At 61.7% G+C, this 19,120-nt stretch carries 18 protein-coding genes and 1 riboswitch; of the genes, 10 read left to right on the top strand and 8 right to left on the bottom strand.

Annotation, left to right across the window (positions count from 1 at the left end):
* Positions 1-2: 2 nt before the first annotated feature.
* Positions 3-761: a site-2 protease family protein gene (locus ACK8OE_RS09055; RefSeq protein ID WP_290799515.1), complete on the bottom strand. Its 759-nt coding sequence runs from the start codon at positions 759-761 to the stop codon at positions 3-5.
* A gap of 151 nt (positions 762-912) precedes the next feature.
* Here ACK8OE_RS09055 and ACK8OE_RS09050 point away from each other — a divergent pair, with 151 nt between their 5' ends.
* Positions 913-1,719: a DUF3313 family protein gene (locus tag ACK8OE_RS09050; RefSeq protein ID WP_410272259.1), complete on the top strand. Its 807-nt coding sequence runs from the start codon at positions 913-915 to the stop codon at positions 1,717-1,719.
* On the opposite strand, the gene ACK8OE_RS09045 is transcribed toward ACK8OE_RS09050, so the two are convergent.
* Positions 1,716-2,552 (bottom strand): TIGR00266 family protein, encoded by an 837-nt coding sequence (locus ACK8OE_RS09045; protein ID WP_290799517.1) that lies wholly within the window; start codon positions 2,550-2,552, stop codon positions 1,716-1,718. The genes ACK8OE_RS09050 and ACK8OE_RS09045 overlap by 4 nt on opposite strands.
* A gap of 147 nt (positions 2,553-2,699) precedes the next feature.
* Here ACK8OE_RS09045 and ACK8OE_RS09040 point away from each other — a divergent pair, with 147 nt between their 5' ends.
* Positions 2,700-3,419, top strand: a complete 720-nt coding sequence (locus tag ACK8OE_RS09040) for a hypothetical protein (protein WP_410272258.1) — start codon at positions 2,700-2,702, stop codon at positions 3,417-3,419.
* 2 nt (positions 3,420-3,421) lie between these two features.
* Here the strand turns inward: ACK8OE_RS09040 and ACK8OE_RS09035 are convergent, their stop codons facing one another.
* Positions 3,422-3,910, bottom strand: coding sequence for a hypothetical protein (locus tag ACK8OE_RS09035; protein WP_290799518.1), 489 nt, complete (start codon positions 3,908-3,910; stop codon positions 3,422-3,424).
* 137 nt (positions 3,911-4,047) lie between these two features.
* A riboswitch (TPP riboswitch) is annotated at positions 4,048-4,160 on the top strand.
* A gap of 102 nt (positions 4,161-4,262) precedes the next feature.
* Here ACK8OE_RS09035 and thiC point away from each other — a divergent pair.
* From thiC to ACK8OE_RS09000, 7 genes are all read left to right on the top strand, one after another.
* A complete protein-coding gene (gene thiC, locus ACK8OE_RS09030) occupies positions 4,263-6,116 on the top strand; it encodes a phosphomethylpyrimidine synthase ThiC (protein ID WP_410272257.1) in 1,854 nt (617 codons plus the stop codon).
* 293 nt (positions 6,117-6,409) lie between these two features.
* Positions 6,410-6,817 (top strand): hypothetical protein, encoded by a 408-nt coding sequence (locus tag ACK8OE_RS09025; RefSeq protein WP_290799520.1) that lies wholly within the window; start codon positions 6,410-6,412, stop codon positions 6,815-6,817.
* A gap of 365 nt (positions 6,818-7,182) precedes the next feature.
* Complete coding sequence (locus tag ACK8OE_RS09020; protein ID WP_410272256.1) at positions 7,183-7,944, top strand: MauE/DoxX family redox-associated membrane protein; 762 nt, start codon at positions 7,183-7,185, stop codon at positions 7,942-7,944.
* A gap of 74 nt (positions 7,945-8,018) precedes the next feature.
* A complete protein-coding gene (locus ACK8OE_RS09015) occupies positions 8,019-9,002 on the top strand; it encodes an SDR family oxidoreductase (RefSeq protein WP_410272255.1) in 984 nt (327 codons plus the stop codon).
* Between the two features lie 31 nt (positions 9,003-9,033).
* Positions 9,034-9,558, top strand: coding sequence for a helix-turn-helix domain-containing protein (locus tag ACK8OE_RS09010; protein ID WP_410272254.1), 525 nt, complete (start codon positions 9,034-9,036; stop codon positions 9,556-9,558).
* 112 nt (positions 9,559-9,670) lie between these two features.
* Positions 9,671-10,861 (top strand): CynX/NimT family MFS transporter, encoded by a 1,191-nt coding sequence (locus ACK8OE_RS09005; RefSeq protein ID WP_410272253.1) that lies wholly within the window; start codon positions 9,671-9,673, stop codon positions 10,859-10,861.
* Positions 10,862-10,931: 70 nt separating this feature from the next.
* Entirely contained in the window at positions 10,932-11,948 is a 1,017-nt protein-coding gene (locus ACK8OE_RS09000) for a sensor histidine kinase (protein ID WP_410272252.1), read from the top strand.
* Positions 11,949-12,001: 53 nt separating this feature from the next.
* Here the strand turns inward: ACK8OE_RS09000 and ACK8OE_RS08995 are convergent, their stop codons facing one another.
* A complete protein-coding gene (locus ACK8OE_RS08995; RefSeq protein WP_290799525.1) occupies positions 12,002-12,232 on the bottom strand; it encodes a CsbD family protein in 231 nt (76 codons plus the stop codon).
* A gap of 291 nt (positions 12,233-12,523) precedes the next feature.
* Entirely contained in the window at positions 12,524-13,303 is a 780-nt protein-coding gene (locus ACK8OE_RS08990; RefSeq protein WP_410272251.1) for a M12 family metallopeptidase, read from the bottom strand.
* 635 nt (positions 13,304-13,938) lie between these two features.
* Here ACK8OE_RS08990 and ACK8OE_RS08985 point away from each other — a divergent pair.
* Positions 13,939-15,750: a long-chain-acyl-CoA synthetase gene (locus ACK8OE_RS08985; protein ID WP_410272250.1), complete on the top strand. Its 1,812-nt coding sequence runs from the start codon at positions 13,939-13,941 to the stop codon at positions 15,748-15,750.
* Here the strand turns inward: ACK8OE_RS08985 and ACK8OE_RS08980 are convergent, their stop codons facing one another.
* The 3 genes from ACK8OE_RS08980 to ACK8OE_RS08970 all read right to left on the bottom strand — a co-directional run bounded on the left by ACK8OE_RS08980 (position 15,751) and on the right by ACK8OE_RS08970 (position 19,072).
* Positions 15,751-16,002, bottom strand: coding sequence for a hypothetical protein (locus ACK8OE_RS08980; RefSeq protein ID WP_410272249.1), 252 nt, complete (start codon positions 16,000-16,002; stop codon positions 15,751-15,753). It lies immediately after the preceding gene.
* A 68-nt stretch (positions 16,003-16,070) separates the two neighbouring features.
* Positions 16,071-16,355, bottom strand: coding sequence for a glycine zipper domain-containing protein (locus tag ACK8OE_RS08975; protein ID WP_013478508.1), 285 nt, complete (start codon positions 16,353-16,355; stop codon positions 16,071-16,073).
* Between the two features lie 167 nt (positions 16,356-16,522).
* Positions 16,523-19,072, bottom strand: coding sequence for a TonB-dependent receptor (locus tag ACK8OE_RS08970; RefSeq protein ID WP_410272248.1), 2,550 nt, complete (start codon positions 19,070-19,072; stop codon positions 16,523-16,525).
* Between the last annotated feature and the right edge of the window lie 48 nt (positions 19,073-19,120).

Here is a 19,120-nt window from a genome sequence, read left to right as displayed (position 1 = left end):
GCTCAGTTCCAGAAGGTAAAGCGATCAAACGCCGGGCGCATCCCGTCCAGATCGAGCCCCAGCGTGCCCGCCACTATCCCCAGCAGCGCATAGATTAGCGGAAAGCCGAAGAAGAAGATCAGCACCACGGCCAGCAGGCTGATCCACGGCAGGCGCTCCAGACGCTCGGCCATGCTGCGCAGGGGCTGCGGCAGCAGCGGTGTAATCACCCCAAACCCGTCAAAGCCCGGAATGGGCAGCAGGTTGAGCACAAAGGCCATCAGGTTGAAAAAGCTGAGCAGGATCAGCGCCTGCCAAAACACGTCAGGTGCCGCCTGCGCGAAGGCCACCTGCGCCGCGCCATAGCTGATCAGGGCGAAGATCAGGCTCATTACCGGGCCGGCCAGCGCGATCAGCGACGACTGCCAGCGGTAACGTATCAGGTCGGGCCGGATCAGCACCGCCGCCCCCGGCAGGGCGATGCCGCCCAGCACCAGGATCAAAACGGGCAAAACGATGCTGTTGGGACCGTTGATATAGACGACCGGATCGAGCGTCAGATAGCCCCGCGCCTTCACTGAATAGTCGCCAAAGGCCGCCGCCGAGGCGGCGTGGCCGAACTCATGCAGGCACAGGCCGATCACCCAGCCCAGCAGCACAAAGCCAAAGGTGGCCAGCCCCGACACTTCCGGGCGCATCCACAGCACAAGCCCCGCCGCTCCGAACAGGGCCAGCAGGACGATAAAATTCAACGGCGTCGCCGGGCGGGTCTCGGTTTCCATATCACCCTAATGGCAGACGCCGCCCCACCGCGCAATCGCCCTTTTATACGCCCGGATGCGGTGAGCATCTTCGGCCGTTGGTATTATTAAGCCCTTGCAATCCGAATGCGATCCGTGCGCGTATAAACTCAAATAAACACAGGAAAAAGACATGCGGTTTGCGCTCACCTTCACGGCCCTCGCCCTCGGTCTGGCCGCCTGCGCCAGTGCCCCGGATGGCCACGACTCCAGCCTGTCTTCGACCGAACAACTGAAACCCGGCAAGAGCGGGCGCACCACGACGCGCGAATACCGCGATACGGCGGCGCTCAATCAGGTGAAGCGCGTCTATCTGCACCCCACCCAACTGGCGACCGGCAAAACCACGCGCTATATGCTGAAAGACAATGAGAAAGCGCTGGTCCTGACCGAGGTCGAGGCGCAGCTCTGTTTCGAACTGGCCGAGCGCTATGAGATGGTCAGCGACCGCACGCAGTCCGATGCCGAAGTGCATTCGGCCGTGACGTGGTTTGAACCGACCGGCACAGCGGGCTCAGGCGCTGCGGCCGTCGCCAACTTCTTCATTCCGGGGCCTCTGGGTATCCGCTTGCCGGGGTCTCTGGGCGGTCTGGGGGCCGAGGCCGAAATGAAGGTCAAGGACCGTCAGGTCGCCGCCATCGTCTGGGCGCGTCAGGCGCAGGCCCTGGGCACCGACTCGCCGTCCCTGTCGCGGCTGGGGGACGCGCTGCAATTTGCCGAGCCCTTCGGTGACGATGCGGCGCGCGTCATGTCGCCGGAGCCCCTGCCGCCCAGCCGCAGCTATACGTCGGCAACCGATCCCTGCGCGGCCTATGGCGGGCGGATCAACGAAACGGGCTTTATTATCGACCGTGTGACCGGCCTGTATGTTCCGGCCACGCGCCCGCAAAAGACACCTGAAAAAGCCCCCGGCACGACGCCGGAGGCTCAGCAGGATTAGTTATTGCCACCGATCAGGTCGCCAAGGCCGCCAAGGACCGAGCCTTCGCCACGGTTGGGGCCTGCGCCGCTGGCGGCCGCCAGCACGCGACCGGCCAGACGTGAGAAGGGTAGCGACTGAATCCACACCTTGCCCGGCCCGGTCAGTTGCGCAAAGAAAACGCCTTCGCCACCGAACAGCATCGACTTGACACCTCCCGCCTGCACCAGATCGAAATCGACCGTATCGGTGAAGGCCGCCACGCAGCCCGTATCAATGTGAAGCTGCTCACCGGGGGCCAGCGTGCGTTCAATGACCGCGCCACCAAACTGCACGAACACCCAGCCATCGCCTTCCAGCTTCTGCATGATGAAGCCTTCGCCACCGAATAAGCCGGTCATCACCTTGCGCTGAAACGCGATGCCCAGCGACACGCCCTTGGCGGCGGCGAGGAAAGAGTCCTTCTGACAGATAAGGCGACCGCCGACGTCCGACAGTTTGAGCGGGATGATCGAGCCGGGCACAGGGGCCGAAAAGGCCACGCGCGCCTTGCCCTGACCATTGTGGGTGAAGACGGTGGTGAACAGGCTTTCACCGGAAATCAGGCGCTTGCCCGCACCCAGCAGCGCGCCCATAAAGCCCTTTTGCTGACCCGATCCGTCGCCGAACACCGTGGTCATGCCGACGCTGGCATCCTTCCACACCATGCCGCCGGCTTCGGCGATGGCGCTTTCGCCGGGATCCAGTTCGATCTCGACGAATTGCAGTTCTTCGCCCTTGATCTCGAAGTCGATGTCGTCGGCCACCCCGGCCTGACGATGGTGGGTGGTGGGAACGGACGCATTGCCGAACATGGGTATCTCCTGTGACTGACCCAGAAGATGTAGCGTGCACGGGCGCAAAAGGAAGACCCAAATCGCTCAGCTGCCCTCGTAATATCGTTTGCAATTGACTTTGTTGCCTTCGCTCCCAAAATGGGGGTGCATTGGGGGGGGGTTAAGATGCGATCTTGTGAGAAATGGCTGGGGGGCGTATCGGTCGCCTTGCTGCTGGCCGGGTGCAGCACCACCGGGCCCGCACTGGATAAGGCCGCCCCTCTGGCGGTGCAGACAGGTGACGAACTGACCCTGTTCAACAACGGGCAGGTTATAGGTCATCGCAAAAGCAATCCGATAGACTGCGAAGGATTCGCAACTTGCGAAATCTGGCGCTTCATAGGCCCCATCCGCCTTCAGGATCGCCCGGCCATCACGCTGGCGGACTTTGCCCTGCTGAAATTTGAGCACGGCGAAGGCGGCAACGAAGTGGTCATTGACAAGGCGGGCAAGGACTTCCCGCTGTGGGGATATAACGCCAAAGCCGCCCCCGACGGACGCTTCATCGCCACCGGGTCCGAGGAGATGGACGAAATGAACGGTTCGTCCACACTGTCCATCAAGGACTGGCTTGGAGGCGAAGAGGCTATTGTCTTTCAACCCTCGTGCCGACCGGTCAAATGGATCAGCGCCACAAGCCTGAGCGTGAGCTGCGAACACTATCCGGCGTATATGGAAGGTGAACCCAGGGTATGGCGCTTCGACGCGACAGCTGAGCGCGTCGGCGTTGCAGAGTGGACATTGACGGCAACGCGCTGGATTGTGCACGCCGATGACCCTAAACCCGGCAACAGACCCTTGCCGACGTTCGAAAGTCAGCCTCTCAAAGACTTTTTTAGCGAGTAGCGCTACTGCGCCAGATGCACGCGCACCTCTTTCCAGTGGGTCTTGAAGAACCACACCCGCCCGCCCTGCTTGGCGACGGCCAGTTCGCCATCCGACACCCAGCGTAGCTTGACCTCGGTCCCGGCCTCAAACGCCGACACGGCGGGCGCTTCGGCGCTGTCTCCGGCATTATGCACGATCAGCCGCAAATCCGGTGCACCACCCAGACAGGACACTTGGCGCACCTCGGCAATGCGGCCACCGCTGGGGGAAACGGAGCGATCGACAAAGCTGGACGTACACACAGGCGCCGCCCCGCGCGCATACAACGCATAGCCCCAGAAGACGGCCCCCACCAGCACCAGCGACGCCGCTATCCCGGCGAACCAGTACCAGTGATGGCGTTCCTTGGCATAGACATAGCCGTGGGGGTGGCGCAATTCGTCATAGGCGCCGACCTTCATATGCAGTTCCTGCTCCGATACGGTACGCAGAGGCTCACCTGCGGGCATCGTCTTTCCTCCGGGCGTTAAGCCGCCCCTGTGGATAAGTTTGCGCCCGGAAGTTTACCAATGGGTAAAGAGGGTGAGGCCCTCAGCAATGCGACATTCCCCCTTGCTCCCCTGCGCCCGTTCCTCTAAATTCCGGCCATCGTTCACCGGGGTGTCCGCGCGCAAGCGGGCTGAGAATCGGACCAGCGTCCGTAAACCCGCCGAACCTGATCCGGGTCATGCCGGCGAAGGGAGTGAGTAAGCCTCTGGCGTCTGCGTTCCGCTGACAACCCGCCATCTGGCCAGACACCTGACGCGCATGATCCCTTTATTGACACGCCTGCAAACCACAGGCTCAGAAAGGGATTATCCAATGAACAAGCCCATCAAGGACTTAAAGCCGATCAAGGTCGAAGCCTCGCCCTTCCCCGGCTCGAAAAAGGTCTATGAACCCGGCGTCCGCTTCCCCGACCTGCGCGTGCCGTTCCGTGAAGTCGCCCTGCAAAAAGAGGCCAATGAGCCGCCGGTCAGCCTGTACGACTCGACCGGCCCCTACACCGAGGAAGGCTTTGTGCCTCAGATCGACAAAGGCCTGCCGCGCGTGCGCGAAAAGCTGGTACTCGATCGCGGCGACGTCGAATTTATCGAAGGCCGCAAGGTCAAACCGGAAGACAATGGCAATGTCTCGGCCGAGCGTCTGGCGCCGGAATTCCCCAACCTGCCCAAGGTGATGCGCGGCAAGCCCGGCCACAAGGTGACGCAGCTCGAATACGCCCGCGCCGGCATCATCACCGCCGAGATGGAATATATCGCTATCCGCGAAAACATCCGCCGCAAGCAAGAAGCCGAAGTCATCCGCGACGGCGAAGACTTCGGGGCCTCGATCCCCGACTTCATCACGCCGGAATTTGTCCGTGACGAAGTGGCCCGCGGCCGCGCCGTCATCCCGGCCAATATCAACCACGCCGAAGTCGAGCCGATGATCATTGGCCGCAACTTCCTGGTGAAGATCAACGCCAATATCGGCAATTCCGCCGTCACCTCCTCGATGGAGGAAGAGGTGGACAAGATGGTGTGGGCGATCCGCTGGGGCGCCGACAACGTCATGGACCTTTCGACCGGCCGCAACATCCACAATATCCGCGAGTGGATCCTGCGCAATTCGCCGAACCCCATCGGCACCGTGCCCATCTATCAGGCGCTGGAAAAGGTCAACGGCGTCGCCGAAGACCTGACCTGGGAAGTCTATCGCGACACCCTGATCGAGCAGGCGCAGCAGGGCGTGGACTATTTCACCATCCATGCGGGCGTGCGCCTCGCCTATGTCCACCTGACGGCCAATCGCGTTACGGGCATCGTGTCGCGTGGCGGCTCGATCATGGCCAAGTGGTGTCTGGCCCACCATAAGGAAAACTTCCTCTACACCCACTTTGAGGAAATCTGCGACATCATGCGTGAGTACGATGTCACCTTCTCACTGGGCGACGGCCTGCGTCCCGGCTCGATCGCCGACGCCAATGACCGCGCGCAGTTCGCCGAGCTGGAGACGCTGGGGGAACTGACCAAGGTGGCATGGGCCAAGGGCTGTCAGGTGATGATCGAAGGCCCCGGCCACGTGCCGATGCACAAGATCAAGGCCAATATGGACAAGCAACTGGCCACCTGCGGCGAAGCGCCCTTCTATACGCTTGGGCCACTAACCACCGACATCGCGCCGGGTTACGACCACATCACTTCCGGTATCGGGGCGGCCATGATCGGCTGGTTCGGCACGGCCATGCTGTGCTACGTCACACCGAAGGAGCATCTGGGCCTGCCCGACCGTAACGACGTGAAAACGGGCGTCATCACCTATAAGATCGCCGCCCACGCCGCCGACCTCGCCAAGGGCCACCCCGCCGCCCGCGCCTGGGACGATGCGCTGAGCCGCGCGCGTTTCGACTTCCGCTGGGAGGATCAGTTCAACCTAGGCCTCGACCCGGACACGGCGCGCGCCTTCCACGATGTGACCCTGCCGAAAGAGGCGCACAAGACGGCGCACTTCTGCTCGATGTGCGGGCCGAAATTCTGCTCGATGAAGATCACGCAGGAGGTCCGCGACTACGCCGCCAACATGACCGACAACGAAAAGGCAGACCTCGAAGCTGCGACGGGAATGGCGGAAATGTCTCAGAAGTTCAAGGATATGGGCTCAGAGGTCTATATCCCGGCCGAACCGGCGGAGTGATCGGAAAGACGAAAAGGAAAAGGTCTTGGGGCCGGTTGGCCCCAAACCCCATAACCGGGCGCAGGTGACACCATCTGCGCCCTTTTCTTGTGCGGCCCGAGCCCCCCTCCGGCGCTGCGCGCCACCTCCCCCGGCACGCCGGGGGAGTAGGAATGAGGAAAGGGCTTGCCCGAATTCTACGCCCTCGTTTTCTGCGAGACGATGGGGAGTAAAAATTTCACTGGCCAACGGGATCATTGCGCCCTTAAATCAGAACCGTCCGAAGGGCGGACGCTTTCTCAGGGGGATACTCAATGCGTAAATCACTCAGCGCTGTGGCGCTCGGCCTTGGCATGGTCATGCTCACCCAGCCTGTGCTGGCGCAGAACAAGCCGACCTCACCGGCAACGGAGCAAAACGCATTGCCGGAGGATATTGAGGCAAAAATGAAGGCGCTTGTCACCCGCATGCAGGCGACGGCGAGCAAGCTGAAAGAAATTGCAGAAAAGATGAAGCCCGCCATGGAGGCCAACGACGGGGTAACTGTGTGCAATCTGACCAAGGAAATGTATCCGCACATGGTCGATCTGCGCGACGGCTTAAAAGAAATGGCGACCTACGCTCCGGCGGGGGCCGATAAGGACAAGATGAACGCCCAGATCGAGCAGATGGATGTAAATCTCAAGTCTATGGCAGAGGCGATCAAGACGCCTTGTACCTGATCACCGCCAAGAGCTAACTTCATGATCGGGCGCAGGTGGTACCATCTGCGCCCTTTTCTTGTGCGGCCCGAGCCCCCCCTCTGTTATCTTCGCTTGCGCTCAGATGCCACCTCCCCCGGCACGCCGGGGGAGTAGGGATAAGGGCTTGCCTTAAACCTACGCCCCCAGTTTACTGGAGGAGGTGGACCGGCACCGACAGGTGCCGGGACGGTGGGGGGCCTTCGACAGATGACGCCTGAGCCAGAGCCGGCCACAGGTGAGTGCCTTACCCTTTCACATCTCTTGCCAGATCACGTACCCATCCGCATGGCTTTCGCCGCCACAGGGTATAAGGCTCGCGCAGAGGCCATCAAAAGGAGGGCACGATGAAAGATCAGCCCAAAATCGCCACGCTCTATCGCATGGTCATGCCGACGCACACCTGTCCCTACGGCTTGAAGGCGTTACACCTGCTGAAATCCAAAGGCTTTACGGTCGAAGATCACTGGCTGAAAACCCGCGAAGAGACCGACGCCTTCAAAGCCCGGCATGAGGTCAAAACCACACCGCAAACCTTTATCAGCAGCGAGCGCATCGGGGGTTATGACGATCTGCGGCGGTATTTCGGGCAGCGCGTTCCGGACCCCAAGACACCCACCTATACCCCGGTGATCGCCGTTTTTGCCCTGATGGCACTGCTGGCGCTGAGCGTGTCCTATGCGGTGTTTGGCACACCCTTTACCGGCCGGGCGGCGGAATGGTTTATCGCCTTCAGCATGGTGGCCCTGTCGATGCTGAAGCTCCAGAATGTCGAAACCTTCTCCACCATGTTCCTCAACTACGACCTGCTGGCCAAACGCTGGGTGCCCTATGGCTATATCTTTCCCTTTGCCGAAGGCGGCGCGGGCCTTTTGATGGCCGCAGGGGCGCTGAGCTGGCTGTCCGTACCGGTGGCGCTGCTGATCGGCAGCATTGGGGCTGTGTCGGTTTTCAAGGCCGTCTATATAGACCGGCGCGAACTGAAATGCGCCTGCGTCGGCGGCGACAGTCATGTGCCGCTGGGCTTTGTCTCACTGACGGAGAATGTGATGATGGTCGCCATGGCTTTGTGGATGGGCTTTACGGCTTTGAACTCTGGGGCGATGTAAGCGCCATCGCTTTTTGACGCCCTGACGGGCATAGGAAGGGCGGGCGGGGTCAGCCTTTCAAGAAAGAGCACCGCATGACCCTCGATGACCGCTTTACGTACTTCGCCGCCGAAGCCGAACAGACCGCCGAACGTCACCGCGCCCTTCAGCACGCCGTGGGTCAGGAACAGACCGCGCCGGACGAAGACGCCGTGCCGCAGACCGGGGCGCGGCCCTATCCCGTGCCGCCCTTGCCCGACCAGACGCTCGACAAGCCGGGTCAGGAAGCCGATCTTGAGCTGCAACCGATGTATGACGCCCCCTATTACAAGGGCTCGGACAAGCTGAAGCACAAGGTGGCGATCATCACCGGCGGCGATTCCGGCATCGGGCGCGCCGTCGCCGTGCTTTTTGCCCGCGAAGGGGCGGATGTGGCCATTGTCTATCTCAATGAGCACGAGGATGCGCAAAAGACCAGGGCGCTGATCGAGGCCGAAGGGCGCAAGGCCTTGCTGTTTTGCGGTGATGTCACCAATCGCGACTTCTGTTTCGCGGCGGTGGACGCTACCGTCGAAGCCTTTGGCCAACTGGATGTGCTGGTCAATAATGCGGCGTTTCAGATGCACGAGATGCAGTTTGAAAAGCTCAGTCCCGAACACCTCGACACGACGCTGAAGACCAATCTCTACGGCTATGTCTATATGACCCAGGCGGCGCTGCGCCACATGCAGGCCGGGGCGGCCATCGTTAATTCCGGCTCGATCACCGGCATAGAGGGTTCAAAATCCATCATTGACTACTCGATGACCAAGGGCGGCATCCACGCCTTTACGCGCGCTCTGTCGGGGCAGTTGCTCGCCAAAAGCATCCGCGTCAATGCCGTGGCCCCCGGCCCCGTCTGGACGCCGCTCAACCCGGCGGAAAAGCCATCGAAAGAGGTCGAACAGTTTGGCGCGCAGACCCCGATGAAGCGCCCGGCCCAGCCAGAAGAACTGGCCCCCGCCTATGTGTTTCTGGCCTCGAACCACTGCTCCAGCTACATTACGGGTGAAGTCCTGCCGGTGATCGGGGGGTATTGATCTTGACCCGCGCCCCTGCCACAGTCGGGCTATGTCCCGCCCCCATTCCCCGCTCCGCCGTCTGCGGCTGTTGAAAGGCCTCAAGCAGAGCCATCTGGCAGAGCTGATGGGCGTGACGCAGACGACGGTGTCGCGCTGGGAAAGCGGGGCTCTGGCCCTGCCGGATGATCAGTGGCAGCGGGCGCAACGGCTTCTGGCCGACTCGGCGCAGGACGCCATCCTCAAACGGCTGGTGGAAACGTCGCAGCTCAGCGTGCACCTGATTGACGACCGCACGCACGATCTGCTGGCGGTTTCGCCGTCGCGCGAAGGCCTGTGGCGGGCCGAGCGGGGGGCGTTTCTGGGCAAGTCCCTGATCCGCTATGCCTCTGAGGACATACTGGCCGCCGAAGCCTCGCTGGAGGGTTTGGGCTGGCGCGACGGACGCCTCAGCCGCATCGAGGTCGCTACCGGCCCCAACCACCATCCCATCGTCCCTATCGTCCAGAGCCGCCTGATCTGGGAACGGCTCTTGCTGTCGGACGGACGCGCGGCGCGGCTGGTGACGACGCTATAGCTCCAAGTCTCAAAGAGACTTGGCAAGGCCGACCGGCCGCCTGAGCTTGCGAGGAGCCCCATCTTCACTTTCTGCCGGCGTCTGAGCCGAAAAAGACCGCATAAAATATGCGTTGATCCCCCGCGCACACGCCCGTATCGACGCAGGCATGATCCGCATCGACTCGCATTGGCGTCCCATCCTGCTCCTGTGGTTTACCGGCGTGCTGGCCGCTGCCGCACTGGGCAAGTTTGCCTCCCTAAGCCCGGTCATCTCCGCCGATCTTAATCTGTCGCGCGTCGAAGCCGGCTGGCTGGTGTCGCTGATCGAGACCGGCGGGGCCAGCCTCGGCATCATTGCCGGCCTCCTCATCGCCCGACTGGGCAGTCGCAAGGCGCTGTTGTACGGCATGGGGTTACTGACCGCCGGCGGTCTGATCGGCGCGCTGATCCCCGGCCTGTGGACGTTGTTTGCCGCCCGCCTGATCGAAAGTGCGGGCTATCTGATGGTGGTCATCGCCGCGCCATCCTTGATCGCCACGGTCGCGCGGCCGCAGGATCAGGGCGCAGCGCTCACCCTGTGGAGCACCTTTGTTCCGGCAGGCTTTGCCATCGGCATGGGCCTGAGCGGCGTTCTGTTGCTCTTTACCGGCTGGCGCGCCGTGCTGGTCGTGTGGGCGCTGCTGGCCGGGGCCGCCCTGTTCGCCGCCGTCCGCACCCCGGTGGTCGAGACGAAAAGTGAAACCCGGCTCGTATGGCCGCCCCTGCCCGTCTGGCTGATGTGCGCCGGGTTTGGCTGCTACACCACCCTGTTCGTCGGTCTGATCGCCATGTTCCCGCTGTTCCTCACCGAACAGGGGCAGTCGCCATCGGTCGCCGCCACCGTTACCGGCCTCGCCTCGGCCGCGACCTTAGGCGGGGCGTGGGCCGCCGCGCAGGCCCTGCACCGCGGGGAGCGGGCGCGCTGGAACGCCTTATGCGCAGGCCTGCTTGTGCCCGCCGTTCTGGCCTGCCTGATCTTTATCGGCGGTCATCCGCTGTGGCTGGCGGGGCTGATTATCGCGCTCAACGCCTTATCCGGCATAGGCTCCAGCCTCGTCTTCGCCCGCCTGCCGCATATGAGCCCCGGCCTTAATGTCGCTGCCGCTAATGGCGTGCTGACGCAGTTCGGGGCGGGCGGCTCGCTGATCGGCCCGCCGTTACTCGCAGCCATTGCCGGGCACTGGGGCTGGGCGGCGCTGGGCCCGGCGGTCGTAGTCGGTTCGCTGGCGGCGCTGGGCCTGATGATCGCCGCCGAACTCACCGCCAGACGCGATAATAAATAACGTATGAGGGCTTGCCTCTACCGTGCACTAGTGGCTTGACGCCCGTCGAAACCCCCGGAATAACGGTCTCATGTACAGGGTTGAGGGCTTTTTCCGGGAGATAACGCGCTGGTTCCGCAAACGCGAGGACCAGACGGCGTTTCGTTATGGCGTGGCCGTGGCCTTCTTCGGCGTGGCGCTGGGCCTGCGCTTCGTCAGTGACAAGGCCCTGCCGCCCGGCTTTCCCTTCCTGACCTTCTTCCCGGCCGTCATGCTGACGGCGTGGCTGGTCGGCCTCTGGCCGGGCATTGTCTGTGCGGGGCTCAGCGCGCTGGCCGCGTGGTTCTTTTTCATCCCGCCGGTTTTCAGTCTGGACGTCAGCCCGCCGGTGCTGGTGGCGCTGGGCTTTTTCCTGATCGTCTCCGCCGTCGATATCGCCGTCATCCACGGGATGCGCCTGGCGCAGGAAAAATTGTCAGCCGAGCGCAACACCAATGCTGCCCTGGTGGTGCACCAAAAGACGCTCTATGCCGAGCTTCAGCACCGCATCGCCAACAATCTGGCCTTCGTGGCCAGTATGCTCACCCTGCAATCGAAAAAGCTGGAAGGCAATCGCGAGGCCACCGACGCCCTGACCGACGCGCGCCTGCGTCTGGAAACCCTGTCGCGCATCCATCGCAAGCTGTACGACCCGGACAATGTCAATGTGCCGCTGCGCACTCTGCTGCGCGACATTGCCGAGGACGTGCTTCACACCCGCGACGGACGCATCCGGCTGGAGGTCGAGGTGCCCGACATCACCCTGCCCGCCGAACAGGTGATGACCCTGTCGCTGTTCGTGGTGGAGGTGCTGACCAATTCGCTGAAACACGCCTTCAGCGCCGGTCAGGGCGCGGTCACCATCCGCCTCGATGACACGAAGCCCGACGTGTTTGTGCTGTCGATCCGCGACGATGGCCCCGGCCTGCCCAGCGGCTTCGACCTCGCGGCCTCCAAAAGTCTGGGGATGCGGATATTGCACAGCTTTGCCCGCACGCTGAAAGGCGATGTGGCCTTCACCAGCGACCGCGGCCTGAAAACCTGCCTGACCTTCGCCCGAATGGCCTGAAAAATAGCCCTCCGAAGCAACTTCGGAGGGCTTTTTTGCACAAGACACATGGTCTAGCGAACGTCGGGGATGACTGAATCCACCGTGTCGTCTTCGTCGTTCCAGCGGCGAATCTGAAGCTCCGCCTCATCCTGAGCGACGCCATAGCGTTCCTGAATCTTGCCGGCAAGCAGCTTGCGGTCGCCTTCGATCTGATCGAGATCGTCATTGGTCAGCTTGCCCCAGGCCTTCTGAACGTGACCCTTGAGCTGCTCCCAGCTGCCTTCGATGCGATTGCGGTTCATGTCGTATCTCCTTTCAGTGAAGTCCGGAGGATACAACGCCCTGTCTAAGGTTTCGCCGCGCCATACCGCCCGGCTTATCAAAAGTCCAACAAGACGCTAGGCTGTGGTGACGATTTAACCTTCGCGATCTTTCTCCTCCCCATTTCATGGGGAGGTGCCGAGTTTACGAGGCGGAGGGGTATCTACAAGGGTCGTTATACCCCTCCGTCAGCGTCGCTTCGCTCGCTGCCACCTCCCCACTTCGTAGGGAGGGGAAAATAGTCGTGTTAAATCTTAAATTGTCATCACGGCCTAGCCCACAACCCCGTTGAAGCGCCGTACCAGTTCGGCATCCAGCTTTGACACCGCGCATTTCTGCCCCACCTTACGGCAGCGCGCCGGCAGGGCCGCAAACTGCCCCTGACAGGCCTTGAGTCTGGCCTGCCCTTTGTCCGTCAGGCTAAAGATACGCGCCCAGCGCTTGTCCTGCGGATGGCGCGGTGCCTGATTGGCCAGATAGTGCATCAGGGAGCACGGATCATAGTCGGTCCTTGCCCGTACCCCGACCTTGGGAAAGGCCAGCCTTACATCCCGACACACCTCGGTCAGGAAGGTACAACGCTGCAAGAGCGCGGTCAGAAACGGCTCAAGACGCAGATAGTCATCGCGGTCGGGTCGCTGATGCTCGTGCATCAGCCCCAATACATGGCCAAACTCGTGCAGGACGCTGCCATAGGTGACACCCGGCTCGATGGTTACACGATTACCCGCAGGCAAGCGCCCCATCGTGCCGGTCGTAGCGGACCCCCTGACAATGCTGACAGAGTCGAGCCGTTTGGCGTCAGGCACAAAGCGCACGCCGCTGACGCGCTCCCATTCGGCCATGGCCTGACAGGCCTGTTTCGCCGGTCCAGCGCGCCATCGGCTCCATTCGCCGCAATCAGCCTCTTTGGCCCCCGCCTGTTGCAGCAACGCCGGTTCAAAATGATAGGGCACAGCCCCGCCGGACCACGGACGCACCCCGTCCATGACAGCGGCCGCGTGCGCTGTCCCTGCCCAAAGCAGCCCCAGAGCCAAAACCCACACACGCATTTTTACCCCCTACAATTCCGTTTCCAAACCTAGTGGCTAATATGGCTTTCCCAAGGCAACCAAGAGCCTCCGGCGGGCAGGGGCACGGCCCCTGCACTCGGTTTAGGGGCGCGAAAACCTCCATCCTGCCTCCACTGCTTGCTGGGGGACCATGGATGATGGGCGCTGCACGCCGAAGGGCTTTGAACCACAGATTACGCAGATTTCACAGATTGGCGCTACGCGCCTGCGCGTGACGCAGACACGGATAATCTGTGAAATCTGTGTAATCTGTGGTTCCTATAAATCTCGCGTAGCACAGCGCTGCATTTGATAGGTCAGGCGCAGACCTGTGCCACAGGCTCCCGTTCGTGCTTTTTGTGTTTTTAGTGGCTAAAAACCTGCCCGAAAACACACACACACCGCCCGCAGAAATCGCGCACCCATATCCGGGGTCCGGGGTCAACTGACCCCGGACTCTTCGCGTAAATTCAATCGTTTTCACACTCTGACATAACCGCGCCTTCCCTTGCGGTAAGGGAAAATACTTTCCGTTCACGTCAATTTTATGCTGGCGAAACGGTTATTCCGGGATATGCTGAATCATAAGGCGTCACCATAGACGTCATGAGGCACAGGGTATCCGGAGACGTTCCATGAACCTGATTGACAGGGCCAGGCGCGAATTCATTTTCATCAAGCGGTTGCTGCGGCTGCTGCGCCATATCCGCGAGGTGGATTCAAACTCGCCTGTGCTGGTGTGCGACGATCTCGAAGCCTCGGTAGATCGCCATTCGGCGCGCATCGCCCTGCTGTTCGAGGACAAGAGCCTCACCTATGCCGAGATGGACGTTCTGGCCAACCGCGTGGCCAACTGGGGTTTGTCGCGCGGCCTGAAACCCGGCGATACGGTGGCGGTCTTCCTGCCCAATCGCCTCGAATACATCCCTATCTGGTACGGGCTGAGCAAGATCGGCGTGATCAGCGCCCTGATCAACAACGCCCTGACTGGTCAGGGTCTGGCCCACTGTATCAACATCTCGACCGCCAGCCTAACGATCGTCGATCCCACCACCCTGCCCGCCTTTGCCGAAATCGAAGCCAGCCTGAGCCGCCATCAGGAGGTGTTTGTGCTCGATCTGGCGCAGGGTGACGAAACCTCGCATCACCATTCGCTGACCCAGGCGCTGAAAGGCGTCAGCTCTGTACGCCCGGACCGCAAGATCCGGCAAGGCATGGTCGCGCACAACCCGGCGCTCTACATCTATACTTCCGGCACCACCGGCCTGCCCAAGGCGGCCAAGATCACCCATGCCCGCGCTCAGTTGTACATGAAGGCGTTCCGCGGCGTGTCGCACATGAGCGAGGAAGACCGCCTGTATAACGCCCTCCCGCTGTACCATTCGACCGGCGGCCTGTGCGGTGTGGGCGCGGCGCTGCTCAATGGCGGCTCCATGGTCATCAAGCGCAAGTTTTCGGCCTCGGCCTTCTGGCCTGATGTGCGCAGCCTCAACTGCACCCACATCGTCTATATTGGGGAGTTGTGCCGCTACCTTGTCAACGCGCCGGTGGCGGCCAATCCGGACGATGAGACCAAGCACCGTCTGAAGGTCGCCTTCGGTAATGGCATGCGGCCGGAGGTGTGGACGGAGTTCAAATCGCGCTTCAAGGTGCCGGTGATCATCGAATTCTACGGCTCGACCGAAGGCAATGTGTCGCTATTCAATTTTGACGGTCAGGCCGGAGCCATTGGCCGCGCGCCGGCTTACCTGCGCAACGCCTTCAACATCCGGCTGGTGCAGTTCGATGTCGAGAGCGAAACCCCGGTGCGCGGGCCGAACGGCCTGTGTATCGAGTGCAAGCCCGGCGAGGTCGGCGAAGCCATCGGCGCCATCGGCACCGACGCCCGCCACTTCTACACTGGCTATGCCGACAAGGCGGCCTCCGAGAAGAAGGTTATGCGCGACGTCTTCAAAAAGGGCGACGCCTGGTTCCGTTCCGGCGATCTGATGAAGATGGACAAGGACGGCTATATCTATTTCGTGGACCGTATCGGCGACACCTTCCGCTTCAAGGGCGAGAACGTCTCGACCTCAGAGGTGGGCGAATGCTGCGCCCGCGCCGAAGGCGTCGATGAGGCGATTGTCTATGGCGTGCCCGTGCCGCACTATGACGGCAAGGCCGGGATGGTGGCGCTGATCACCGGTGAAGGCTTCTCGATCGACGCCTTTGCGCAGCATGTAAACAGCCACCTGCCCGTCTATGCCCGGCCGCGCTTTGTGCGCCTGCTGCAAAATGCCGAAACGACCGGCACCTTCAAATACAAGAAGATGGACCTTGTTCTGGCCGGTTTTGATCCGGCAAAGGTCAGCGATCCGCTCTATGTGATGCGGACGGACGACAGCGGCTATAAGCCTCTGACGGCGGAGTGCCTGAGCCTGATCGAAAGCGGTCAGTACAGGATGTAGTCACAGCGTCATGAGGGCGACGCTGAGCGTCTTGATAAGCAAGGGAATGCCGACCAGAAGGGTCCCGGCGCGCGTTGCGGCCGTGATCCAGAAGTCGCGGAAGTCTTCCTTGCGATCCAGCGGTGGCTCCTGATTGAAGATCGGCACAAAGCCCAGCCCGTTCATCTCCCCGTCACGTAGACCACGATAGAGCTGAAAAGCGCAATAGCAGAGGCCCGGCGTGGCCACACATATCACGACCCAATAGATCATTGCCCCTCCCACACAAAACCGCGCCGCTTCGCTTGAAACGGCGCGGTTTGTTTATGTCTGTAACCGTCTTAGTCGCGGCGCGACAACAGCAGGCCGATGACCACACCGGCGGCCGCGGCAATGGCCACCGAGGTGCCGGGGTGACGGCGGATCTGACGGCGCACGACCTTGGTCTTGTCTTCGGCCTCATCGCGGGCTTCTTCGAGGATGACCTGAAGGCGGTCGATGCTGCCATTGATCTTGTCGCGGGTGTCCTGCGACACCTTCAGCTTGTCTTCGAGGTACTCCAGCGCGTCGGTGATCGAGCGCGTGGTCTTTTCGGCAATAGCTTCGGCAGGGGCTTTGTCGGCCATGAGCGGTCTCCTTTGGCTGGAATATAGATATATGCGTTCTATCGAAATATTGCATCCCACAAGAGGGTGAAAATACGGCAACCGATACACCAAAATATAAGGCTTAGGCAAAAAAGAGGCCCCGGCAGTCACCGGGGCCTCTGCCTCTGCTGATCAGGAAAAATGGATCAGTATTTAACGCGCAGGGTGACGCCATAGGTACGCGGCTGGCCCATAAAGGCGTCGTAGGTGTTGGTGTCCAGCGCCTGATTGTAATAGGTGCCGTTGGACTGCACCGTGGACTGGAAGCCATTGCCTTGCAGCGGGGCGTTGATGACGACCTGCTTATAGGTTTCGTCGGTCAGGTTCTGCGCCCAGAATTCCAGCGTCCAGGCCTGATCCGGCGCACCGATGCCGAAGCGGGCATTGAGCAGCGTGTAGCCGTCCTGCATCTTGAACGGGATCAGGTCGGAGCCGGTGTTGTATTCCGAGGAATACTTGGCGGCGATATTGCCCGTTGCGCGCAGGTTTTCGGCGATATTGCCCGACCAGGTGACGGCCAGAGAGCCCGTCCATTCCGGAGCGAAGGACATGCGCGCGCCCGGCAGGAGCGACAGTTGCGGGAAGCGCGCCGGGTTCGACAGGTCAGAGGCGGTGAAGCTGCCGTACTTGGTGTCGGCATAGGCGACACCGCCCTGCACCGACAGGCCGCGGATCGGCGTGGACCAGTAGACATCGGCATCAAAGCCCTTCGACTTCAGCTCCGGGATCGACTCGACCACGAAGGCCGTGCCGAGGAAGGTGTTGAGCTGGAAGTCCTGGAAGGTCTGATCGAAGGCCGTGATGTTGAACAGCAGCTTGTTGTTCAGCATCGAGGTCTTCAGACCGACTTCGTAGGAGTCCACCGTTTCCGGCTTGAAGTAGAGCGAGGCGTCCGGCGTGATGCCCGTCTGGGCGCGATCGAGGTTATAGCCGCCGCCCTTATAGCCACGGGCGTAGGAGGCATAGGCCATGACGTTTTCGTTGAAGCGGTAGGCGCCTTTCAGCGTGCCCGACCATTCCTTCTCGGTCACTTCGTTGGCGATGCGGCGGTTATTGAAGGCCGCATTGCCCCAGAAGGTACACATATTGCCGACCACGGTCGAACGCGAGGCCGCCGGGATGGCCGCCCAGGTGCCGACCGGAGCATTACCCATCAGGCCCGAACGCGCAATGGCCGAGGCACAGCCCACACCACTGTCGGAATTGGTGTAGATGGCGGTCATTTTCTTGGTTTCCTGCGTATAGCGCAGCCCCATCGTGACCTCGAACTTGTCGGTGAACTTGTAGCCATTGTTGGTGAACAGGGCCAGCGACTTCGACTCCTGCGTATAGTAGTCGAGCGCGCCTTCACCCGCCGCGTAGGAGGTGCCGGCGGCGCGGCCGGTCAGCAATGAGACCGTCGGGGTCGTGGTGGGCAGACCGAGCGCCTGCGCCAGCAGGATCGACAGATAGGTTTCGTACTGCGAGCCATAGACGTAGGAGTCGGTGCGCTTCAGGTCTTCGTCGGCATAGAAGGCACCAACCAGCCAGTTCAGCTTTTCACCGCCACCGGCCAGACGCAGTTCCTGCGAGAAGGTGTCAAAATCCGCCTTGAAATCTCCGTTGTCGCGGCGATAGAGGATGTCAGCGCCCGAATAGTCGATGTCCTGACCATTGGTGTTCTTCCACTTACGCACGCCGGTGACCGAGGTCAGGGTCGAGTCGAGCCAGTCCAGCTTGATATTGGCTTCGACCGAGACGCCGCCATCAGTGATCTGCTGCGTGGTCGGGCGGTTGGAATAGGCCAGCCGCGCTTCCGGATTGGCGGTCGCCGCCACGCCGTTACCGCCCGTCAGCGTGTTGAGCGCCGCGCCGGTCGGACCGGTCCGGGTCTGCACCACGGCGCAGCAGTTTTCGTCGCGCTTCGAATAGTCGGCGATGACGCGGATCTTGTGCGCGCCTGGCGTGAACAGCAACTGACCACGCACCGTGTAGAAGTTCTGATCGGCGTCTTCCTTGAGGGCGCGCGGGCCAATGCCGGTATTGACGTCGTAGAAGCCGCCGCGCTCGCGCTTGGCCACAAACAGGCGTCCGGCAACAAGGTCTTCGGACAGCGGCCCGGTGATCGAGGCCGACACGCCCTTGCCGTCATAATTCGACACCGTGGCTTCGCCGTCCATGCCGAAGGTGAAGGACGGTTCCTTGGTGATGATGTTGATAACGCCGGCCGAGGTGTTCTTACCGAACAGGGTGCCCTGCGGCCCCTTCAGCACTTCGATGCGGCCGATTTCGCCCAGATCGCCGAAGCCGACGCCATTGCGCGGACGATAGACGCCGTCGATGACCACGCCGACCGAAGATTCCATACCGGGGTTGTCGCCGACCGTGCCGACACCGCGGATACGGGCGGTGGTCAGGGTTTCGTTCTGGGTCGAGGTGACGGTCAGGCCGGGCGTCAGGACCTGCATGTCCTTGATGTCCTTCACGCCAGCGTCCTGCAGCAGCTTGGCCGACAGGGTGGTGACCACGATCGGCACGTCCTGAAGCGACTGCTCGCGCTTCTGGGCGGTGACGGTGATGACCTGAACCTCTTCCTCAGGCTGGGCGGTCTGAGCCATGGCTGATGCCGCGCTGAGCGCCATGACCATACCGGAACAGGTTACCATCAGTGTGCGGTTGAGGGAGAAGCGATTGTGTGTGTGTGCCTTTACGCGCATGTGTTTCCCCTAGGTCAAGCAGGCCGCCTCTTCCGCAAGGGAAGATTT

Origin of the sequence: Asticcacaulis sp. W401b (assembly GCF_046503825.1) — a bacterium.
Taxonomy (GTDB): Bacteria; Pseudomonadota; Alphaproteobacteria; order Caulobacterales; family Caulobacteraceae; genus Asticcacaulis.
The sequence above is the reverse complement of the archived record's forward strand: the minus strand, read 5'-3'. Positions and strand labels throughout refer to the sequence as shown.